Raw genomic sequence first — 20,334 nt, 5'->3', positions numbered from 1 at the left:
AGTCTCGTTCTGAATATAGAGTGTGAGTTCAGTAACGTGATCACGCTTTATCCTGACGGCTCTGTTGAAACCCTCAGTCGCTAACAGACGGTGGGCCAAATCGTTCGATTTAGACTGCTGCATCTGACTGTTCGACCATCTCCTATCGCGGCTTATGACTCAATCACCGCCAAGGGAGTGGTGTCGGGCTGTATCGTCTCATATCACACGCTCCCCACGTCGTCCATTCTAATCGTCGGTCGCTACGGCCTCACGCTCCTCCTCATCGAGGAACTCATCCAACGACGCCGAGTCACTGTCCCTCAACCCGCGGCCATATTCCGCGTGATAGTTCTGAAGATACTCCACCATCTCGTCGTTGAGACCGTACAACTTACCCACCAACTCATCAATCTCGTTCACGATCGGCTTGAACTGCACCGCGTGAATCACGCCCTCCGATTCGAACATGCGCTCCATTCCGTTCCACAGCGACTTGGACAGCTCCTTGATGCGGTCTCGGTGATCCTCCATATCCTCATCACTCGGCATCGGGAACGCCCGCACTCGTCCCCAGTTCAGGTCACGCTCGTTCCCGTACGTCATCCAGTACAGGTAGAACAGCGACGACTGCATCACACAGAACACTGTGCGCCGCTCTAACTCGGACTCGAAGTACATCGGTTCGAAATCCCGGGGCTTCTCGCCGGCGGGGTAGATGTTCTCCAGATACGGGTTGCACCAATACCGTGGGTGGTAGCTCCGCCACACGACGTGCGGCGTCTCGCTGTCCTGCTCACGGTCGCGGAATACCTCGCCATCATCTCCTATCGACTTCTGCCGCAACGTCTCAATCAAATCGACGTGCGCTTGTGGCCCCAGTTTCGGCATCGAGTACCTCGAGTCGTGAACGCCGATCTTCTCACCCAACTCGTACCCCTCGACGGCGTGGTAATCAATCGTGTTCGACAGCACTTGCTCGCGGTTGTCGCTATTCATCCGCACGAACTCGCTTGTTCGAATCTCGCCACTCTCCTCGGAGTTTGTCTTCTTCCCCGTGATGATGGACGCCCGCACCTCGGCATTCTCGAAGACTGATGTGGGGCGGCTGGCGAAGCACGAGATGAGCGTCTCCGGCATCGTCTCGCGCATCTTGTCGTGAACGGGCTTGAGATTAGACTGGTAAACGAGTCGGAGTGTCGTGATGTTCCCGAAGTATCCCCCGTCGTCAAGCAACTGCAATTGTCGCTCGACAAACTGCGCCGCCGTGTCGTTGATACCACCCGTGTCGTAGGTGTCAGTCAACACCTTCTCACTCTGTCCCATGATGTCCCCGTAAGGTGGGTTTCCGAGGATCAAGTCGAAGTTGAGCGTTCGACTGCTACCTTCACCCTCCTCGCCGTACCGTGGCGACACCTCGGGGAACTCCGCGAACCAGTGGAAAGGCTCGCCGAAGATATTCCCGAAGTCATACTCCAGCGGCCGGCGCACGAACTCGTCAAAAACGAATCCGTCCCCCAACATTCCTCGCAAATCCTCGACGATAGATTCCTTCGTGTTCCAATCCTCGTCGTCGTGGCCGTTAGACTGCTCGCGCTCCTTCACGTCCAATCTCGCGCTCTTGTTCACATCTCGCCACTCATCGTAGTCGAAACCGGCCTCATCGAGTCGCTCTAACTGTTCGTCGGTAAGTGCCTTGTCGTCCTCGCGTTGCACCTTCACCGACGACACCTGCGAGTGCAGCAGATCGTCGTCAATTGACGCCACCACGTCATCGAACTCGGTCACGTCTTCAACCTCGGTCTCAAACTCGAAGTTCAACTGTCGCAACAACTCGCGATTGAGGGCAGGTTGAATTTCCTCTTCAAGACGTTCAATCTCCAACCTCTCACCGGCCGCCTCCTCGTACTTGTACTCTATCCGACGCTCCAGCACCTCATCAATCGTCTCGTACACGTCAGAAATGTCGAGTGAAGCCGTCGTCGTGCCCGCGATTGGGAGACCGATCAGTGAATTCCCGGACGAGATGTTCACGTCGATATTCGGAAGACGGCCGTAGTCATCGTCCCACCCGCCCTCAACGATCTTCAACCATACGCGCAGCTTCGCAATCTCGCACCCGACAGGTTCGGCATCGACGCCGTAGATCGAGTTGAGCGCGAGTTGTTTCTTCTCTTCGAAGACCGTCCCACCATCTGGTTCGTCTCCTCCGTTCAACCCCCGCAGCAGACTCATCTGGACGCGGTGAAGCTCGTCCATCGCAGTTGTGAGGAAGTGACCGCTCCCACACGCAGGGTCAAGCACTCTGAGATTGCTAATCCTCTCGAGCGCGTCCTCGGTGGCATCGGGGTCTCCAAACCATCCCTCTCTATCTTCTACGTGGCGCAGCATCTCCTGTAGGGACGTGTCTTCGTGACGAGTGGCGAACGCGTCTTTCTCGACGCCAGAATACTCACCGTACACGTCCACCAACTCGTCCTTTACTTTCGGGTCAACCGTTTGCCGGGTGATCATTCGAGTCACATCGTTCGGCGTATAGTAGGCCCCGATGTCCTGTTGATCGCGCTCGTACTCGAGGTGGGTAATGGTTTTCTCGAAGACCGAGCCGATCATTGAGGGGTCAAGACCACCGTCGCCGTCCCCAGGTTGGTGGTGAATCAAGTCTTCAATGAGGGTTGGGAGGACCCTGTCCTTCACCACGTACTCCTGCTCGTTCGACACGTTCTCACGGAACAGGCCGCCGTTCAGGTAGTCGACGTCGTCGAACCACCCCATCCGGTACTTGGGTTCGCGCTCCGGACGCGGCGTGTTCAGCAGTTTGTAGAACAGCGGCTTGATCTGGGATTCGTAAAGGTTCCCGGCGATTTCCCCCTCGTACTCGTGGTACGCCTCAACCCGCTTCAGAAGGAAATCGTTCTCATCGAACACTCCCTTATCCTCGAGGAACTTGATGAAGAACAGCCGGTTCACGAGTGTGATCGCGAATACCCTCTTCTCACTCTCCGAGGCCCCACGCGGGGCCACTATGTCCTCCATCAAATTCGTCTTGTACTCGTAGTCCCCCTTCCCTTGACCGAACAGTAACTCGATGTACAAATCGAAGAAGTCCTCAATGCCGCGGCGGCGTGTGTCGCGTAGCTCGCGTGGCGCAGTCTCAGTGAGCAGGCTCGTAAGGTGCTCCTCGGCAAACACGTCCCAGAAGGACTCAATTTCCCCGTCAACATCCACGTCGACATCGAAGTCCACGTACCCGCCTGCTGCGATGGCCTGCAGAACCGGACGAAAGTCCAACTCGCGGATGGTCTGGTAGTCAGCGAAGTCGCCACCAATCTCGATGCGAATCAGGTGCCACTCGATCCCATCGGTGGCGATACCGTAGTCTGGCCCAATCGCCTTGTTGACGAGGTATGCCTCCATATCCGAGATGGCTTCGTCAATCTTGTTCATCGACTTGTTCTCGCCCATCAACGCAACGCCGACGCCGCGAACCTCGAAGTCCGGTCTGTCATCGTCACGGCCGTAAGGCTGGGGTTCCCAATCCAACCCGAGATCATCAAGAACGTATTCAATCAGGTGCCGCTCCAACCATCGTTCGGGCGGATATCCAGTAAATTCAGAGTCATCAGGCCGAGATCATCGCCAGTCAATTCCCGACGAATGTCGCCGTCCAGAACCTCCTGCAACTCGCGCGAGTTCAACCGTCGGTAGAGATCGTCTACAAAATTCTCCAGATCAGAACGAATCTCGTCCGTGGTCATAATGAAGTCTCGTTGGCTGAGGGTCCATCCAACATACCTTATAACTTCTCGAAAGAGTACCCCACCACGATGAAAGAGCGCCCTGTATTCAGCACGCCCTAACCGAGTTGTCAGGATCGCAGAATATCACAACTCTCATCTGCCGGAAACGGGGTGTGTCACAATATTCGTGTCCGGAAGTGCCGGAATTTGAGGGCTGTTTGTCCGGAAGTGGATCGGTGGGTCGACGCTGTATGGTGATTCTGTTCTTGAGCCCTGAAAGATAGTCGGCTTCTCTCACCTATTCAAACCCGAAACGGTACTCCGTTCGCTCGATGTCGACGAGAGATCGCGTCCTGTCCCCCCAGGACACCGACGACGACGCGCCGGAGATCCGGTTCAGCATCGATGAAGAGGCGTATCGGTCCGACGAGGTCAGGCTGACGCTCCATCGCGGGAACGACCGCGAACGATTCCGCGTCACCGACGAGGAGGAAGCGATCTACGAGGGTGCCGGCTTCGTCCCGGCGTGGTGTGAGGCGACGGTCCAGCGGCTCGGACTGCACCTCGACGTGATCACGGAGTGAGTCGGATGGCCGCGACTCAGAGCCAGAAGAGTACCAGCGCCAGCAGCGCGAACGTGCCGCCGAACACGAGGGCGATGAACAGCTTGGCGGAGAGTGGGTATCCGTATCTCATTCTCCGTCGTCCTCGAGGTCGGAAGCATCGAGTTCATCGTCGAGCCAGAGCCGCCCCTTCTGACTTACCTCGTAATATCCGGAGTCTGCCTTCCTCAACAGTCCATGTTCTTCCAGTGTGTTCAGCCGGAGACGGACTGTCGAGTACCCGATGTCGTGTCCATGGCGATTCAAATTCACGTACACGGACTTCGGCGGAAGCTCAAGATCGTGCTCAGATAGGAATTCAAGCACGACGGAGTCGTTCAACGACATCCACTCCGGCCGGGGTCGCATTCGGCTATTACAGCCAGTTCAGTCCCTTTATTACTGGAGGTTCGGGGACGGTGGTGGCACATATTCGCTATATCAATAGCAGATATGTGCTAAGACTTAAGCACCCTCTGTTCTCACAGGGTTGTAACGAAGGCACTTCGCGGACCCGTCGCTCCCCGATGGGTCCCTATTCGCAGAAGTTTGCGGACCCGGCGCTTGGGACGCCGGCCCGCGCGGGCCTTCGTGATCGAGGCACGAAAGCCATGTACGACGACGCTATGGGGGCCATCAAACCCCCGAACGAGAGGACGCACCGCTTTCCGAGAGAACCGACTGTCCCGACTGTGGACGCCCGCTCGCGGACCACGGCCTGACGTCGGCCGGCCCCGGACGGACGACGCTGGCGCCGTGCGGGTTCGACGCCGCGGCCGTGACGCTCCGCGAGATCGCGTTCGTCCTCGACGACTCGCCCGACGGAGAACCCAGCCGGCGGGTCGCGGCGGACGGCGGCGGAGTCGATCCCGAGGACGCCGAGTTCGTCGCGTGGTGTGACGACGGGTGTGAAGCCGTCGGGTGGTTCGCGGAGTCGAAGGCCGCCCAAGAAGTGGCGGGCGACCACCGACGCGAAACCGGCCATTTCGCCACCGCGATCCCGCGGGAGGATGCTGGAGACGACGAGGCGACCGGAGGTGAGTCGGCGTGACCGACGTGGACGTCACCGCTGGAGTCGGCTACGTGTGCCGTATCTGCGGGAACGAACAGACGGTCCGCGTCTACCCGGTCGTCCGCGACGACGGCGCGACGGTGGACACGGACTCGCGTCACCGTCTCGTCCAAGCCGGGTGCCCCCGGTGTGGCGAACGGCGGACCCACGTCGCCGCGGTGACGCTCGCGGGTCGTGGGGAGAAGGACGCCGCCCTCGGGGTCGCCCTCGACGGCGGAACCGCGGACCGGACGCTGACGCTGGACGGTGACGGCTGGAGGTTCCGGCGGACGCCGACGTCTCCGACGGCGTCGTGTTCCGCGCCCGCGGCGCGACGGTCGACGTGAAGCCGCGCGGCGCGGACCGCGACCGCTATCCCCTGATCGACCGCCGGAGCCTCGAAGCGGACGGCCGGCGCGTCGTGAACGAGGGGATCGGGATCCGCGAGGTGACGGTGAAGCCCTACGGTGAGGATGCGCGGACCTACCGTGTCGAGGTCGCGGAGGACGGAGGTGACGGCCGGTGACGCTGGACGTGGAGCGGTTCACCGTCGGTCGCGCCGCGTCCGTCACCTACGGACCGCTGGGGGCGGAGCCGGAGCCGTGGACGCTCCGGTTCGCGACGGAGGGCGGCGAGCGCGTCGTCGTCCGGCTGGACCGTGAGGCCATGTACGAACTCTGGACGGAGGTCCGAGGCGTCCCGTGGCCGACGGTCCACCGGGATCCGGAGCGCCGCGAGAAGGACGAACTCGTCCGGGAACTCGTGGAGCGGGCGAACGTCGCGGACGCCGCGCAGCCCGCGAGGCGCTGGACACGCTGGGGGTGAGGAACGGTGAGTCTCGACTGGCCCGCCGGTTGGGACCGGACACCGCCCCGTCAGCGCGAGCGTAACCGGAGCTTCCGCGCGTCCCTCGCGGACACGACGAAGGAACTCGCGGCGGAGATGGACCGCCTCGACGCCGACGACTGGCGCGCGTCCATCGGAAACCAACACACGAAGTCGAACGGGCTTCCGCTCCACAACGCGAGTCCCGACGATCCGGGGTTCGTTCTCCGCTGGAGCATGGACGGCGAACAGTACGCCGTCGCGTGCGACGCCAGCCCGCGGCTTCGGGACAACGTCCGCTGGGTCTACAAGTGGATCCACGAGACGCGGATGCGCGGACAGCGCCCCGTTCAAACGGGTGACGCGGAGTTCGCGGCGGCGCGACTCCCGCCGGGCGACGAGGGAGCGGCTCCGGCCCGCGTTCCCGCCCACGAGGTGTTGGGTGTCTCGGCGGACGCCGACGACGGAGCGGTCCGGGACGCCTACCGGGATCTCGTCACGGAGGTCCACCCCGACACTCCGGACGGATCCGAGGACGAGTTCAAGCGCGTGAAGCGGGCGAAGGAGGTGATGCTCGGTGAGTGATCGCGTCCGGGAACGGTTCTCGCCGGAGGGATCGGCGTGAGCTTCGACACCTCACACGCCAACCGGGACGACCTCCGGCCGATCACGCCGCGGCAGGCGATGGAGGAGTGGCTGGACGTGATCGAGGCCGACACGGCCGGGAGTACGGCCCACTCGTACCGGCGACGGGTCCGCCAGTTCGTCCAGTGGCTCGAATCGGAGGACGCCCTGAACCTGAACATCGTCGACGGTCGCGACATCAAGGCGTACCGGGACCACCGCGCGCCGGCGCTGAACAACACCTCGATGAAGAACGAACTCCGGACCGTCCGGCAGTTCATGAGCTACGGGGTCGCGCTGGAGGCGGTCGAACCGGCCCTCGTGGAGAAGTTCTCGGCCCACATCCCGTCGCTGACGAAGGGGGAGGCGTCGAGCGATCTGATGCTCGGTCGGGAGCGGGCCCACGCGATCCTCGACCACCTCGACAGGTTCCGCTACGCGACCCGGGACCACGCGCTGTTCATCACGATGTGGGACACGGGCGCGCGTATCTCCGGCCTTCAGGCCCTCGACCTCGACGACTTCGACGCGGAGGACGGAACCGTGCGGTTCGTCAGTCGCGAGGAGTCGGAGACACGCCTCAAGAACGGCCTCACCGGGGAGCGGCTGAACGTCTTGAACGAGAAGACGGTCGAGGCTGCGGCACTACATCCGCGAGCACCGGCGGGACGTGGAGGACGACTTCGGCCGGAAACCGCTGTTCACCTCGAAGTTCGGCCGCCCGACGTCCTCGACGTTCCGGCGAACGACGTACAACCTCACTCACCCGTGTTTCCGCGGTGGGTGTCCCCACGACGAGGACCCGGATACCTGCCAGTACCGAGAACACGGACACGAGAGCAAGTGCCCGTCCGCCCTGAGTCCGCACCCGATCCGGACGGGCCGGATCACGGATCTGCGGAACCGCGGCGTTCGTATCCAGAAGGTCGCGGGCCGCGTCGACGCGCTCCCGGACACGATCAGGGCGTACTACGACAAGCCGAATCTCGGCGAGGAACTGGACCGGCGGCGAGACGAAATTGCGGAGGCTGGACTATGATCGGATCACTCGACACAGACGCTGAAACGGCTAGAATTGCAGTCGAAGCAGGGGGGTTACCCACTCGGCGGTCCCACTCCACGTTTTCACGCCGCCTATCGACGGGAGAGTCGCCCGAGTAGCTACGCGGAGGTCCGGTAGGAGTCGCCGACGATCACTCCGCCCACCGACACGGAGCGGACGCGGGGATCGACCCGCGCCCGGCGGCTCCCGGGCGCGGACCGAGGCAAGCCGGGTTTCGGGACGGAGAAAGATATCTTCCCCATCGGCGAAGCGGAGCTTATCGATTTAGACAATCTTTACAAGCGATCGCCACGGATTCGCGAGCGATGACCGGGTCCAACCAGGACTGGTGGCCGGAACAGCTCAAACTCGACGTGCTCGACGCGAACGCCCGCGACATCGACCCGATGGGCGAGGCGTTCGACTACGCGGAGGCGTTCGAGGACCTCGACCTCGAAGCGGTGAAGGCCGACCTCGAGGAACTCATGACCGACTCGCAGGAGTGGTGGCCGGCCGACTACGGCCACTACGGGCCGCTGTTCATCCGGATGGCGTGGCACAGCGCCGGCACCTACCGCGCGAGCGACGGGCGCGGCGGCGCCGCCGGCGGCCGACAGCGGTTCGCCCCGCTCAACAGTTGGCCCGACAACGCGAACCTCGACAAGGCGCGCCGCCTGCTGTGGCCGGTGAAGCAGAAGTACGGCCGCAACATCTCGTGGGCGGACCTGATGATCCTCGCGGGCAACGTCGCGATGGAGTCGATGGGGTTCAAGACGTTCGGCTTCGCGGGCGGCCGGGAGGACGACTACGCCCCCGACGACGCCGTCGACTGGGGGCCCGAGAGCGAGTTCGAGACGAACGAGCGCTTCGACGAGGCCGGCGAGATCATGGAGGGGCTCGGCGCCTCGGTGATGGGGCTCATCTACGTCAACCCCGAGGGGCCGGACGGCCAGCCCGACCCCGAGGCGTCCGCGAAGAACATCCGGCAGACGTTCAGCCGGATGGCGATGAACGACGAGCAGACGGTCGCGCTCATCGCCGGCGGCCACACCTTCGGGAAGGTCCACGGCGCCGACGACCCCGAGGAGAACCTCGGCCCCGAACCGGAGGCCGCGCCCATCGAGGCGCAGGGCTTCGGCTGGGAGAACGACCACGGCGACGGCAAGGGCGCCGACACGATCACCTCCGGCATCGAGGGGCCGTGGAACGCCTCCCCGACCGAGTGGGACATGGGCTACATCGACAACCTGCTCGAACACGAGTGGGAGCCGGAGAAGGGCCCCGGCGGCGCGTGGCAGTGGCGCCCCGTCGACGAGGACGCCGTCGAGTCGGCGCCCGAGGCCCACGGCGACGGCGAGCAGACGCCGATGATGCTCACCACCGACGTCGCGCTGAAGAAGGACCCCGAGTACCGCGAGATCGTCGAGCGGTTCCAGGAGAACCCGATGGCGTTCGGCATGGCGTTCGCGAAGGCGTGGTACAAGCTCACGCACCGCGACATGGGCCCGCCGTCGCGGTTCCTCGGTCCGGAGGTTCCGGACGAGGAGATGGTGTGGCAGGACCCGCTCCCCGAGGCCGACTACGACACGATCGGCGAGACCGAGGTCGCCGAGCTGAAGGAGACGCTCCTCGAGTCGGAGCTCACGACCGCGCAGCTCGTCAAGACCGCGTGGGCGTCGGCGTCGACGTACCGCGACAGCGACAAGCGCGGCGGCGCCAACGGCGCCCGCATCCGCCTGCGCCCGCAGCGCGACTGGGAGGCGAACGAGCCCGCGGAGCTGGCGACCGTGCTCGACACGCTCCGGGAGGTCCGGGAGGAGTTCAACGCCTCGCGCGACGACGACGTGCGCGTCTCGCTGGCGGACCTGATCGTGCTCGGCGGCAACGCGGCGATCGAGGAGGCCGCCGCCGCGGCCGGCCACGACGCCGACGCCCGTTCGAGCCCGGCCGCGTCGACGCCACGCAAGAGCAGACCGACGCCGACTCCTTCGAGGCGCTCGAGCCGGCCGCCGACGGCTTCCGCGACTACCGCTCCGACGACGCCTCGCGCCCGAGCGAGGAGATCCTCGTCGACAGGGCGGACCTGCTCGACCTGACGCCCTCGGAGATGACGGTGCTGGTCGGCGGCATGCGCGCGCTCGGCGCGACCCACGGCGACGACGACCCCGTGTTCGTCGACGAGCCGGGGACGCTCACGAACGACTTCTTCGTGAACCTGCTCGACATGGGCACGGTGTGGGAGCCGGTCGAGGGCGACGAGGACCTGTTCGAGGTCCGCGACCGCGCCACGGGCGACCTCGAGGGCGAGGCGAGCCGCGTCGACCTGATCTTCGGGTCGCACTCGCGGCTGCGCGCCGTCGCGGAGGTGTACGCCGCCGCCGACGCCGAGGCGCAGTTCGTCGACGACTTCGTCGACGCGTGGCACAAGGTCATGACGGCCGACCGCTTCGACCTCGAGTGAACTGAGCGGCGCCCCGGCGACGGTCGGCGCCGCGCCGCTCGCGGTCGGGCTCGTTCTCCCGACGTGTCGCGAAACAGCGACGACGCCCTCAGCCGCTCTCGTATCCGGTCACTTCCTCCGCGTCGAGCGCCCACAGGTCGATCCGGCCGCGGGGGTCGGCCCGGCGGAACAGGCCGGGGTACCAGCCGTTGTCGCCGATGGCCTCGCGCGCGGCCGGCCAGTCGTCCTCGCCGAGCCGGGTCAACGGCCCGCGGACGGAGACGCTGTGCCAGTCGTCGCGGCCGTCGACGTCGTACATCGTCAGCGTCGCCCGCTCGGTCGACTCCGCGAACGTCGTCTTCGTGCTCGGCTCGTGGTAGCCGATGAACACGAAGTAGCAGCGCTCGCCGTCGAAGCCGAACGACACGGGCACGGCGTACGCCTCGCCCCCGCGCGCCAGCGACAGCACGCCGGTGCCGTGCTCGCGGAGCGCGGCCGCCGTCGCCGCCGCACTCATCTCGTTGTCGACCAACGCGTCGAGGTCCCCCGTCGAGTCGCTCATACCCGTCCTGTTGGTCGTCCGACCATATGAATCGACCTCCCGATCCGGTCGGCGGCGGGGACGGGGCGGGGTGGGGCGGGGGCAGGGGGCGGCGGGCGTTTTATCGCCGGCGACGGCGACCACCCTGCATGGCACTCGCCCGTCACGGCGACGGGCCCGTCGCCGTCGCCCGCGCGTACGCCTCGCAGGTCCACCCGGTGTTCATGCTGCCCCCGGTGGCGACGGCGCTGTTCGGCGCGGCGCTGGCGAGCGAGGGGACGCGCGCGTTCGACCCGGCGGTCGCGCTCGTGTACGCCGGCGCGGCGTTCTTCGCCGTCTACACCGCCCACGTGAAGGACGGCTACGTCGACTTCCACCGCCGCGGCGAGGACGACGACCACCCGATGACCGAGCGCGGCTGTCGCCTCGGCCTCGCGGGCGCGACCGTCGGCTTCGCCGCCTGCCTCGTCGGCCTCGCCGTCCTCGCGACGCCGGTCGCGGTCGCGCTCGCGGCGCCGATGTGGGCGGTCGGCTACCTCCACGCGCCGCAGTTCGACACGAACCCCGTGACGACGACGCTGGGCTACCCCGTCGGCATCGCGCTGTGCCTGCTCGGCGGCTACGCCGCCCAGACGGGGACGCTCGCCGTCGCGCCCGTCGCGCTGGCGGCGGTGTTCGTCGTCACGCTCGCCGGCGTGAAGGTGATCGACGACGCGCAGGACTACGCGTACGACCGCTCCATCGACAAGCGGACCGTCGCCGTCGCTCGGGCCCGCGCCCGCCCGGTCGCTCGCGGTCGCGTGCCTCGCGGGCGGCCTGTTCGCGGTCGTCCCGCTCGCGATCACGGGCGTGCTCCCGCCGGCCTCGCCGGTCGCCAGCCTCGCGTTCGGCGCCGTCGCGGCGGTCGCGGTGCGGCGCGAGCCGACGACGGCGACGATGCTGCTCGTGCGCGGCGCGTACCTGTTCCTCGCGGGCCTGCTCGTGGCGGTGTTCTTCCGGCCGCTCGTCGCCGCCGGGGTCGCCCTGCCGGACGTCACCGCCTTCGGGCCGTACACCTACCTCGCGACGGAGGTCGTGTTCGGGTCGGCCGCGGCCCTCCTGCTCGTCCGCGCGGGCCGCGACGCGCTGTGGCGCGCCGCGCGGACCGTCGCCGCCGTCTACCCGGTCGCGTACGTCTGGGACTGGTACACGCTGGAGGTGGGCGTGTTCTCGATCCCGATGCGCACGGGGGTCGAGCTGCTCGGGATCCCGCTGGAGGAGCACCTGTTCATGCTCGTCGTGCCGGCGCTGGTGCTCGGCGTCCACGAGACGGTGAACCCGCGCGAGGACGGCGACGGGGAGTGAATGGACGGGTGAGTCGGCGGATGGGTCGGCGGGCGAGCCGGCGGTGCGGTGCGTCGCTCAGTCGCGCTTCGCCATCGGGTTCGTGACGGCGCCGTTCGCCGCGCTCCCGAAGTCGCGGGCGTACTTGGCGAACACGCCGCCGCGGTACGGCGGCTCGGGGCGCTCGTAGGCGTCGGCGCGTTCGGCGAGTTCGTCGTCGCTCAGATCGACCGAGAGGTCGCGGTTCGGGATGTCCACGGTCACGGTGTCGCCGTCCTCGACGAGGCCGATGGGGCCGCCCTCGACGGCCTCGGGAGCGACGTGGCCGACCATGGGCCCGCGCGTCGCTCCCGAGAAGCGGCCGTCCGTCAGGAGGGCGACGTCGTCCTCGTGGCCGGCGCCGACGACGGCCGCGGTGACGCCGAGCATCTCGCGCATCCCGGGCCCGCCGCGGGGCCCCTCGTTGCGGATGACGATCACGTCGCCGGACTCGATGGCGCCCGACTGGACGTACGCCATCGCGTCCTCCTCGGCCTCGAACACGCGGGCGGGGCCCTCGTGGTGGAACGCGTCGTCGCCGGTCACCTTCAGCACCGCGCCGTCGGGCGCGAGGTTGCCCGTCAGCACCTTGATCGCCCCCTCCTCGCTGTACGGCTCGTCGACGGTGTACAGGAAGTCCGCCTCGATGTCGTCGTCCGCGGGGAGGTGGCCCGTCTCCTCGAGGAGGGCGATCTCCTCGGCCACCGTCCGGCCGGTCACCGTCATGGCGTCGCCGTGCATGTACCCGCCCTCGACGAGCCGGCGGATCACGACCGGGACGCCGCCGACCGCGTCGAGGTCCTGCATGACGCGCGTGCCGCCGGGCTGGAGGTTCGCGATCTTCGGCGTCCGGCGGGAGATCTCGTCGAACTCCGTGATGTCGAGGTCGATCTCGGCTTCGGCCGCCAGCGCGAGCAGGTGGAGGACGGCGTTCGTCGACCCGCCCATCGCCACCTGCACGGCGATGGCGTTCTCGAACGACTCCTTCGTGAGGACGTCGGAGGGCCGGCGGTCCTCGCGGACGCACTCGAGGGCGAGTTCGCCCGCCCGTTTCGCCACGTCGTAGCGCTCCTCGGACTCAGCCGTCGGCGAGGCGGAGCCGAGCGGCGCCATCCCGAGCGCCTCCGAGATGGACGCCATCGTGTTGGCGGTGAACATCCCCCCACACGAGCCCGCGCCGGGGCAGGCGTGGCGCTCCATCTCGTCCAACTCCGCGGCGCTCATGTCGCCCTCGGCGTACGTGCCGACGCCCTCGAACACGTTCTGGACGGTGACGTCGCGCCCGTCGTGTTCGCCGGGTTTGATCGACCCGCCGTACAGGAACACGGACGGGAGGTCCGTCCGGATCGACGCCATCAGCATCCCCGGGAGGTTCTTGTCGCAGCCGGCGACCGTGACCAGGGCGTCCATGCGCTCGCCGAAGGAGACCAACTCGACGGAGTCGGCGATCACCTCGCGGGAGACGAGGCTCGCCTTCATCCCCTCGGTCCCCATCGAGATGGCGTCGGAGATGGTGACGGTGCCGAACTCGATGGGCATCCCCTGCGCCGATTCGATCCCCTCGCGGGCGGCGTCGGCGACGTCGTCGAGGTGGACGTTACACGGCGTGATGTCGGCGGCCGGGTTCGGGATGCCGACCATCGGCGAGGAGAGGTCGGCGTCGTCGTACCCCATCGCGCGGAACATCGCGCGGTGGGGCGCGCGCTCGGCCCCGGCGGTCACCTCTCGACTCCGGAGGGACGGGTCCTTCTCGCCGGCGAACGCGTCCGCGTCGGCGGCCTCGTCGCCGTCGCCCGCGCGGTCGTGCTCGGGCGGCTGGTGGTCGCTCATACCTCCGGGTCGGCGTCGGGCCTGATAAACTGCCGCACACGAACAGATGTTGCTGTGGGGTCGGGCGGCGACGAAGAAACGGTGTCAACGGGCGGCGGGGCGCGGCCTCAGTCGAGCAGGTCGACCGTGTTCGCGGCGTTGACCCGCCCGGCGCCGAACTCGGGATCGCTGGCGCCGTCGGCCAACTCCGCGCCCTGTTTGATGACGCTCTCGACCTGGTTCGCGTTGAGCGAGGGGTCGGCCCCGCGCACGAGACCCACGAGGCCCGCGACCTGCGGGGCGGCCATCGAGGTGCCCGAGATGTAGTCGTAGCCCTGTGTCCCGATCTGCTCGGAAATACTCGAATTGAGGTTCGTCGGCCACGTCGACAACACGCCGTTGAACGGGAACGGGATGTCGCCCGGTTCGCTCAGCGGCCCCTCGCCGAGCGTCCGCGGGATCGTCTCGTACCAGCCGCCGGGCGCGGCCACGTCGATGTCGCTGGTGCCGTAGTTCGAGTAGAACGACAGCGTGTCAGCCGGCGACGTCGCGCTGACCGTGATGACCGCGGGGACGCTGTTCGGGAGCGTGAGGCCGCCCCCCTGCTGGAGGTTCCCGGAGTCGTTGCCCGCGGAGCCGGTGATCACCGTGCCGCGGCGGACGGCGCTCTGGAACACGCGCTGGACGTTCGCGCGCAGTTGGTTGACCTCGACGCCCGGTTCCTGGACGCCCGGGATGCCGAGGCTGAAGTTCGCCACGTCGGCGTCGATCTCGGCGGCGTAGTCGATCCCTTTGAGGATGTCGCCGAACGTCGCGCCCCCCTCGGCGGGGAACACGCGGATCGGCACCAGCCGGCGTCGGGCGCGACGCCGACGACGCCGGCCTCGCCGGTCGCCGCGGCGATGCCGGCGCAGTGGGTGCCGTGGAACCCCGAATCGTCGGGGCCGATCTCGGGCACGTCGTCGTCGGCGACGAACGCCCGCCCGAGGTCGGCGTTCACGTTCCCCAGATCCGGGTGGTTCAGGTCGATCCCGGTGTCGACGATGGCGATGCGCGCCCCCTCGCCGGTGGCGGTCTCGTGGGCGGTGCCCGTCTCCAGCAGGTCGTTGTCCCACTGGAGGTCGCGCAAGGCCGCGTCGTCGCCGGGCGTGGACACGTCGTCGGCGTCCACCTCCGGCAGTTCCAGTTCGACCTCGACGTCGCGGCTGACCGCGGTGACGCCCGACGTCGCCGCGAGCGTGTCGCCCGCGCCGGCCGGACCGGTGACGACGGCGACGCGGCCCCCGGCGAGGACGTGTCGGACGGCGAAGTCCGTCCCCGCCAGTCGGTCGCCCAGGTCGCCGGAGTTGCCGCCGACGACGTACTGGGCCGACCCCCCCGCGCTGGCGAGTCCGCTGAACGTCAGTGTCGCCCCGGCCGCACCGATACCGCGCAACAGTGTCCGCCTGTTCATGTTCATAGGTAGCATGCCCGATGCGGGCTACCATCACCAAGTAATATTCACATAAATATGTAGTGATTCCACGGTACGTCCGTCGTACGTATCGCGTGGGCACCGGCGGGCGGCGGTCGCCTCAGCCGTCCGTTCCCGGGGCGACGACGGCCGGGTCGTCGTCCCGCGGTGCGTGGTCGGGCCACACCAGCCCGAGGTGCCCCCGGATCGCGCCGCCGACGAACGCCTCGTTGTCGAGGTTCGCGACGTGGCCGGCGTGGGGGACCGCGAACAGGTGGGCGTCGCGGATCAGCGCCGCGAGCTCGTGCATCTGGCGACGGATCACGCCCGTCTCGTGCTCGCCGTACAGCAGCAGCGTCGGCACCCGGATCGCGCCGAAGTCGACCCGCGTCCGGTGGAACGACGCGATCGCGCGGATCACCTTCGCGAACTCCTCGGTCGCCATCCGCGGCCCCCGGTCGCGGATCGCCTCGATGCGGCCGTAATCGCCGGCGACGCCCGCCCCGGAGAGGCGCTGCTGGAGCCACACCATCCCCCGCTCGACGCGCTCGTAGCCGGCTGGCCGGGCGGGCGGGATCGTGAGCCGGAGCGCCTCGCGCCACAGCCGGTCCCCGACGGTGAGCGGGACGGGGCCGAACGTGTCCGCCAGCACCAGTCCGGACAGGCGGTCGGGGTGGCGCGCCGCGAACGTCATGGCGATACAGCCGCCCATCGACAGCCCGCACACCACGGGGCGGTCGAGGTCGAGCGCCTCGATCAGCGCCGCGAGGTCGTCGGCGAACAGCTTCTATGCTGTACGCCTCCACGGCGGATCCGCCGGTCCGGCCGTGGCCGCGCACGTCGTACGCGACGACGGTGTAGTCGCCCGCGAGCGCGTCGAGTTGCGGCGCCCACTGGGTGCGGTCGACGGCCGCCCCGTGGACGAACACGACCGGGGGACCGTCGCCGCGGCGCTCGTAGTACGTCTCCACGCCGTTCGTCTCCACGGTGGGCATGACGGTGGACTACGCGGGCGGCGCGAATAGCTGTTGCTCGTCGAACAGGAGCGCGCGAACGCGCGAAAAACGCGGTCGAGCCGGGTTCCTCAGCGCCGGCTCAGCACTCGGACCAGCCGCACGACTCGCACGTCTTGCAGCCCTCCGAGTAGTACAGCGTCATGCTGCCGCAGTCGGGACACTCGGGCGACTCGCCGTTCGCGATGAGTTCGTCGACCGCGTCGGTCCGCGCCGCCACGTCGCCGGCGTCCTCCGGACCCGGGGCGCTCCCGGACGGGGACTCGACGGCCGCACCGCCGTCGGCCTCGGGGCCGCTCGCGGCGTCCGTCTCCTCGGTCACCTGGTCGAGGCTCGTCTGCTCGGGGTACCCCTTCTCCACCTCGTCGTCGAGGTAGCGGCGCATCGCCGTGCCGATCGCGTCCGGGATGGACTGGATCTGCTCGCCTTTGTCCCAGGCGATCTTCGGCGAGCGGGTGCCCTGCAGTTCGTCGACGATCTCGCGCGGGTCGACGCCCGAGCGCAGCGCCGTCGAGATGACCTTCGCCAGCGACTCCGTGAAGGAGTTGGTGAAGCCGCCGGAGTGGCCGATGTTGGCGAACAGCTCGAACGGCTCGCCCGTCTCGGGGTCCTCGTTGATGGTGATGTACATCTTCCCGTAGCCGGTCTCGATGAGCTGGGTGACCCCGCGCAGCGAGTCCGGCCGGGCGCGCTTCTCGGTGTAGTCGATGTGGACCGTCTTCTCGTCGGCGGCCTCCAGCAGGTCCGCCACCTCGGCGTCGAGGGCGGCCTGCACGTCCTCGTTGTCGAGGAAGCCCTCGATGCCGCCGAACACCTCGGTGATCTGCTCGACGAGCGTCTCGGCGGCCTCGCTCTCGTCGGCGAACTCCGTGTTGTCGGCGCGCGTCGTCAGCACCTGCTTCGAGCGGGTGCCGTCGCGGTAGTAGGTGACGCCCTTGCCGCCGTGCTCGTAGATGTACTCGAACACCTCCTGGGCGTCCTCCAGCGTGGAGTCGTTGGGCGCGTTGACCGTCTTCGAGATGGCCGAGTCGACGCCCGTCTGGCAGGCGACCTGCACGCCCGCGTGGTCCTTCGCGGTGAGGTCGCCGGTGACGACGAACAGCTCGCCGATGGCGTCCGGCACCGTCTCCAGCCCCTCGACGCCGTCGAACTCGTTGTTCGCCATCTGGTCTTGCGCCTCCTGCTTGACGGCGTCGGCGTCGATGTCGTTCGCCTCCAGGGTGCGCAGGAAGTAGTCGTCGAACTCGACGAGCATCTCGTCGCCCTGCACGTCGTCGGAGACGTTCTTGTAGTAGGCGACGTTGTAGATCGGCTCACAGCCGCCGGTCGTGTTGCCCACCATCGAGGTCGTGCCGGTCGGCGCGATGGTCGTCGTGTTGTGGTTGCGGATCGGGTAGCCGTCCTCCCAGTCGTGGGGGTCCTCGCCGACGTACTGCTCGAACCAGTCGGCGTAGCGGACGGGGTCGGCGTACTTCGAGTCGGCCCAGTCGTTGAACACGCCGCGCTCCTCGGCGAGGTCGTGGCTGGCGGCCTTCGACTCGTGGTTGATGTGGGTCATCAGCTCCTCGGCGACGAGGTTCCCCGTCTCCGAGCCGTAGCGCACGCCCAGCTGGATGTACAGCTGTGCCAGCCCCATCACGCCGAGCCCGATCTTCCGCATGTCGCGGACCTTCTGTTCGATCTTGTCGACCGGGAAGTCCGACATGGTGACGACGTTCTCGAGGAAGCGCGTCCCCATCTCGATGCGGTGGTCGAACTCCTCGAAGTCGATCGCCTCCTCGAGGAACGCCTCGACGGCGGCCCGCTCGGAGTCGTACTCGTCGGCGTGGGCCTCGCTCCAGACGCGCCAGTCGGGCGCGTCCAGCGACGCGAGCGTCGAGAGGTTGATGTGGCCGAGGTTGCACGCCTCGTACTCCTCGAGCGGCTGCTCGCCGCAGGGGTTGGTGGCGAGGATGCGGTGGTCGGGGTGCTCCTCGACGTCGAAGCTGTGGAGCTTGTTGATGCGCTCGAGGTAGACGACGCCCGGCTCGCCGTTCTCGTGGGCGCCCTCGACGATGTGGTCCCAGATAGCGGCGGCCGGCACCGAGAGGACCTCGCCGACCTCGACGTGCTCGCCGAGGCCGAACATCTCGTACAGCTCCTTCGTCTGGGGCGTCGCGACGTGGGGCTCCTCCGTGCGCGGGTTGGTGAAGGTGAACTCCTCGCCGTTGTCGAGCGCCTCCATGAAGTCGTCGGTGACGCCGACGGAGATGTTGAAGTTCGAGAGGTGGCCCTCGACGGCGTTGCGGAGGTGCTTGGGCACCTTCCCGTCGTCGTCGATGAGCTCGCGCGCCTCGTCGAGCGCGTCCGCGAACGACGTGTGCGTGAAGTCGTCGGGGTCGTTGAGGCGGAGCGTGTTCGCCAGCGAGACGTCCTTGTTCTTCGCGTGGATGAACTGGATGACGTCGGGGTGCGAGACGCGCATGACGCCCATCTGGGCGCCGCGGCGGGCGCCGCCCTGCGCGATGGTCTCGCACATCTGGTCGAACGTCCGCATGAACGTGATCGGGCCGGAGGCGATGCCGCCGGTGGAGCCGACCGCGTCGCCGTACGGGCGGAGCTTCCAGAACGCGTACCCCATCCCGCCGCCGGACTGGAACACCTGGGCGGCCTCCTTGGCCGTCTGGTGGATGTCGTCGATGTCGTCGTCGGGCGAGTCGACGAAACAGGCGGACGCTGCTGGAGTTCGTCGCCGGCGTTCATCAGCGTCGGCGAGTTCGGCATGAACGCGAGCCGCTCCATCAGCTCCCGGAACTCGGCGGCCGTCTCCTCGACGTGGGTCCGCACGTCGTCGGGGAGCTCCGGGACGACCGTCTCGTAGGCGAACTTGTTGACGTTGTGGACGGTCAGCTCCGTCTCGGCGTCGTCGGCGGCCGTGACGCCCGCGCCGAACACCTCGGCGGCGAGTTCGTCGCGGCGCGGGTGGTCGGGCTTCAGCTGGTCGGGCGTGACCGTGACGGGCTCGTCGGCCTCGTACACGGCCTCGGCGAGCGCGACGTTGTGGCCGACGCGCTCGAACAGCTCCTCCTGCGTCTCGACGGGCTCGCCGTCCGCGTTCTTGCGGAGGTAGCGGGCCGGCAGGATGTTGTCGTAGGCGTTCGAGGTGAGACGCTCGCGCAGCGTCTCCCCGTCGGTGCGTTTGATCGGCAGTTCCAGTTCGTCGGCGCCGAGGTCCGCGCGACTCATTCGTCGCGTACCTCCCCGGCGAGACCGGTCGATCGGCGGAAATCGGTGTGGGCGTAGTGGCGTTCCATAGGTGCTGTCGGACGAACGTTCCGTACCGGAGCCACGCAGATAAACGGCGTGGGTTCCGGTGAGGTTGTGTTAATTCAAGCGCACTTGATGTGCGCGTCGCTTCTCGGTTCGAGCCTGCACGCGTCTGCTTCGTCGCGGTATCGTGTTGTACGAGCGGCAGTATAAGACTGTGTAGAGCGGAGTGAAAGTGAACCGGATCGGGAGCGGAACGAAACCGCACGACGGCGTCGGTAGGCGCGATCGTGCATGAACACGATCGCACATATCTGGATACAACGCGGTCGCGACTCGGGTGACGGCCGGCGGACAAGAAGGTTATACGCGATGCCCGTCAAGCCGGGGGCATGAACGCCGCGACAGTAGCCCTCGCCGCGACCGCGCTCCTGCAACTGCCCGCCCCGCTCGACACGACCGTCGGGAAGGTGTTCCTCGCGCTCGTCGCGTTCCTCGTCGTGTTGACCGTCGGCCGCCTGCTGCTCAGCGTCGCGTGGAAGGTCGCGCTGGTCGCCGCGCTCGGGGTCGGCGTGTTCCTGTTCGTCACCACGTTCCTCCTGTAGGC

General features: G+C 67.1%; 16 protein-coding genes and 4 pseudogenes. 10 read left to right on the top strand and 10 right to left on the bottom strand.

The genetic code is table 11. The annotated features are described in order from the left end of the window. Positions 1 to 228: 228 nt before the first annotated feature. Together P0R35_RS00175 and P0R35_RS00170 are read right to left on the bottom strand one after the other, a co-directional pair. Entirely contained in the window at positions 229 to 3,564 is a 3,336-nt protein-coding gene (locus P0R35_RS00175; RefSeq protein WP_284013241.1) for an Eco57I restriction-modification methylase domain-containing protein, read from the bottom strand. After that, positions 3,549 to 3,737, bottom strand: a complete 189-nt coding sequence (locus P0R35_RS00170) for a hypothetical protein (RefSeq protein ID WP_284013196.1) — start codon at positions 3,735 to 3,737, stop codon at positions 3,549 to 3,551. The genes P0R35_RS00175 and P0R35_RS00170 overlap by 16 nt, the downstream gene beginning before the upstream one ends. A 314-nt stretch (positions 3,738 to 4,051) precedes the next feature. Between P0R35_RS00170 and P0R35_RS00165 the strand changes: the two genes are divergently transcribed. Continuing rightward, positions 4,052 to 4,303 (top strand): hypothetical protein, encoded by a 252-nt coding sequence (locus P0R35_RS00165; RefSeq protein ID WP_284013195.1) that lies wholly within the window; start codon positions 4,052 to 4,054, stop codon positions 4,301 to 4,303. 108 nt (positions 4,304 to 4,411) lie between these two features. On the opposite strand, the gene P0R35_RS00160 is transcribed toward P0R35_RS00165, so the two are convergent. Then, positions 4,412 to 4,669: a winged-helix domain-containing protein gene (locus tag P0R35_RS00160; RefSeq protein ID WP_284013194.1), complete on the bottom strand. Its 258-nt coding sequence runs from the start codon at positions 4,667 to 4,669 to the stop codon at positions 4,412 to 4,414. Between the two features lie 430 nt (positions 4,670 to 5,099). Between P0R35_RS00160 and P0R35_RS00155 the strand changes: the two genes are divergently transcribed. The 7 genes and pseudogenes from P0R35_RS00155 to katG all read left to right on the top strand — a co-directional run bounded on the left by P0R35_RS00155 (position 5,100) and on the right by katG (position 10,324). After that, positions 5,100 to 5,372 (top strand): hypothetical protein, encoded by a 273-nt coding sequence (locus P0R35_RS00155; RefSeq protein ID WP_284013193.1) that lies wholly within the window; start codon positions 5,100 to 5,102, stop codon positions 5,370 to 5,372. Continuing rightward, positions 5,369 to 5,719 (top strand): hypothetical protein, encoded by a 351-nt coding sequence (locus P0R35_RS00150; RefSeq protein ID WP_284013240.1) that lies wholly within the window; start codon positions 5,369 to 5,371, stop codon positions 5,717 to 5,719. Before P0R35_RS00155 ends, P0R35_RS00150 begins: the two co-directional genes overlap by 4 nt. Next, complete coding sequence (locus tag P0R35_RS00145) at positions 5,686 to 5,898, top strand: hypothetical protein (RefSeq protein ID WP_284013239.1); 213 nt, start codon at positions 5,686 to 5,688, stop codon at positions 5,896 to 5,898. The genes P0R35_RS00150 and P0R35_RS00145 overlap by 34 nt, the downstream gene beginning before the upstream one ends. Beyond that, positions 5,895 to 6,197 (top strand): hypothetical protein, encoded by a 303-nt coding sequence (locus P0R35_RS00140; RefSeq protein ID WP_284013238.1) that lies wholly within the window; start codon positions 5,895 to 5,897, stop codon positions 6,195 to 6,197. The genes P0R35_RS00145 and P0R35_RS00140 overlap by 4 nt, the downstream gene beginning before the upstream one ends. A 6-nt stretch (positions 6,198 to 6,203) precedes the next feature. Continuing rightward, positions 6,204 to 6,782, top strand: coding sequence for a J domain-containing protein (locus P0R35_RS00135; protein ID WP_284013190.1), 579 nt, complete (start codon positions 6,204 to 6,206; stop codon positions 6,780 to 6,782). 36 nt (positions 6,783 to 6,818) lie between these two features. Continuing rightward, the gene (locus P0R35_RS00130) at positions 6,819 to 7,982 is read left to right on the top strand and encodes a site-specific integrase (RefSeq protein ID WP_284013237.1); all 1,164 of its coding nucleotides are present in this window, start codon (positions 6,819 to 6,821) and stop codon (positions 7,980 to 7,982) included. A 207-nt stretch (positions 7,983 to 8,189) separates the two neighbouring features. Beyond that, positions 8,190 to 10,324: pseudogene (gene katG / locus P0R35_RS00125) on the top strand (catalase/peroxidase HPI). Positions 10,325 to 10,412: 88 nt separating this feature from the next. Here katG and P0R35_RS00120 read toward each other — a convergent pair. Together P0R35_RS00120 and P0R35_RS16235 are read right to left on the bottom strand one after the other, a co-directional pair. After that, positions 10,413 to 10,865, bottom strand: a complete 453-nt coding sequence (locus P0R35_RS00120) for a pyridoxamine 5'-phosphate oxidase family protein (protein ID WP_284013236.1) — start codon at positions 10,863 to 10,865, stop codon at positions 10,413 to 10,415. Then, on the bottom strand, positions 10,862 to 11,689 hold the full coding sequence (locus P0R35_RS16235; protein WP_321170434.1) for a hypothetical protein: 828 nt from the start codon (positions 11,687 to 11,689) through the stop codon (positions 10,862 to 10,864). The genes P0R35_RS00120 and P0R35_RS16235 overlap by 4 nt, the downstream gene beginning before the upstream one ends. Before the next feature lie 4 nt (positions 11,690 to 11,693). Between P0R35_RS16235 and P0R35_RS16230 the strand changes: the two genes are divergently transcribed. Continuing rightward, the gene (locus tag P0R35_RS16230) at positions 11,694 to 12,188 is read left to right on the top strand and encodes a lycopene cyclase domain-containing protein (protein ID WP_321170433.1); all 495 of its coding nucleotides are present in this window, start codon (positions 11,694 to 11,696) and stop codon (positions 12,186 to 12,188) included. A gap of 57 nt (positions 12,189 to 12,245) precedes the next feature. Here P0R35_RS16230 and ilvD read toward each other — a convergent pair whose 3' ends face one another. From ilvD to P0R35_RS00095, 5 genes and pseudogenes are all read right to left on the bottom strand, one after another. Next, on the bottom strand, positions 12,246 to 14,036 hold the full coding sequence (gene ilvD, locus P0R35_RS00110; protein ID WP_284013235.1) for a dihydroxy-acid dehydratase: 1,791 nt from the start codon (positions 14,034 to 14,036) through the stop codon (positions 12,246 to 12,248). A 107-nt stretch (positions 14,037 to 14,143) separates the two neighbouring features. Further along, a pseudogene (locus tag P0R35_RS00105) lies at positions 14,144 to 15,468 on the bottom strand (S8 family peptidase). A gap of 121 nt (positions 15,469 to 15,589) precedes the next feature. Beyond that, positions 15,590 to 16,195, bottom strand: a complete 606-nt coding sequence (locus tag P0R35_RS00100; protein WP_284014660.1) for an alpha/beta fold hydrolase — start codon at positions 16,193 to 16,195, stop codon at positions 15,590 to 15,592. A gap of 115 nt (positions 16,196 to 16,310) precedes the next feature. Further along, positions 16,311 to 16,463: pseudogene (locus P0R35_RS16345) on the bottom strand (alpha/beta fold hydrolase); the annotation flags it as partial. Between the two features lie 100 nt (positions 16,464 to 16,563). Further along, a pseudogene (locus P0R35_RS00095) lies at positions 16,564 to 19,706 on the bottom strand (adenosylcobalamin-dependent ribonucleoside-diphosphate reductase). Between the two features lie 413 nt (positions 19,707 to 20,119). Here P0R35_RS00095 and P0R35_RS00090 point away from each other — a divergent pair. Then, positions 20,120 to 20,332, top strand: a complete 213-nt coding sequence (locus P0R35_RS00090) for a DUF8029 family protein (protein ID WP_284013182.1) — start codon at positions 20,120 to 20,122, stop codon at positions 20,330 to 20,332. The last annotated feature ends 2 nt before the right edge of the window (positions 20,333 to 20,334 follow it).

The organism is Halobaculum litoreum, from assembly GCF_030127125.1.
GTDB classification, from domain to species: domain Archaea; phylum Halobacteriota; class Halobacteria; order Halobacteriales; family Haloferacaceae; genus Halobaculum; species Halobaculum litoreum.
The sequence above is the reverse complement of the archived record's forward strand: the minus strand, read 5'-3'. Positions and strand labels throughout refer to the sequence as shown.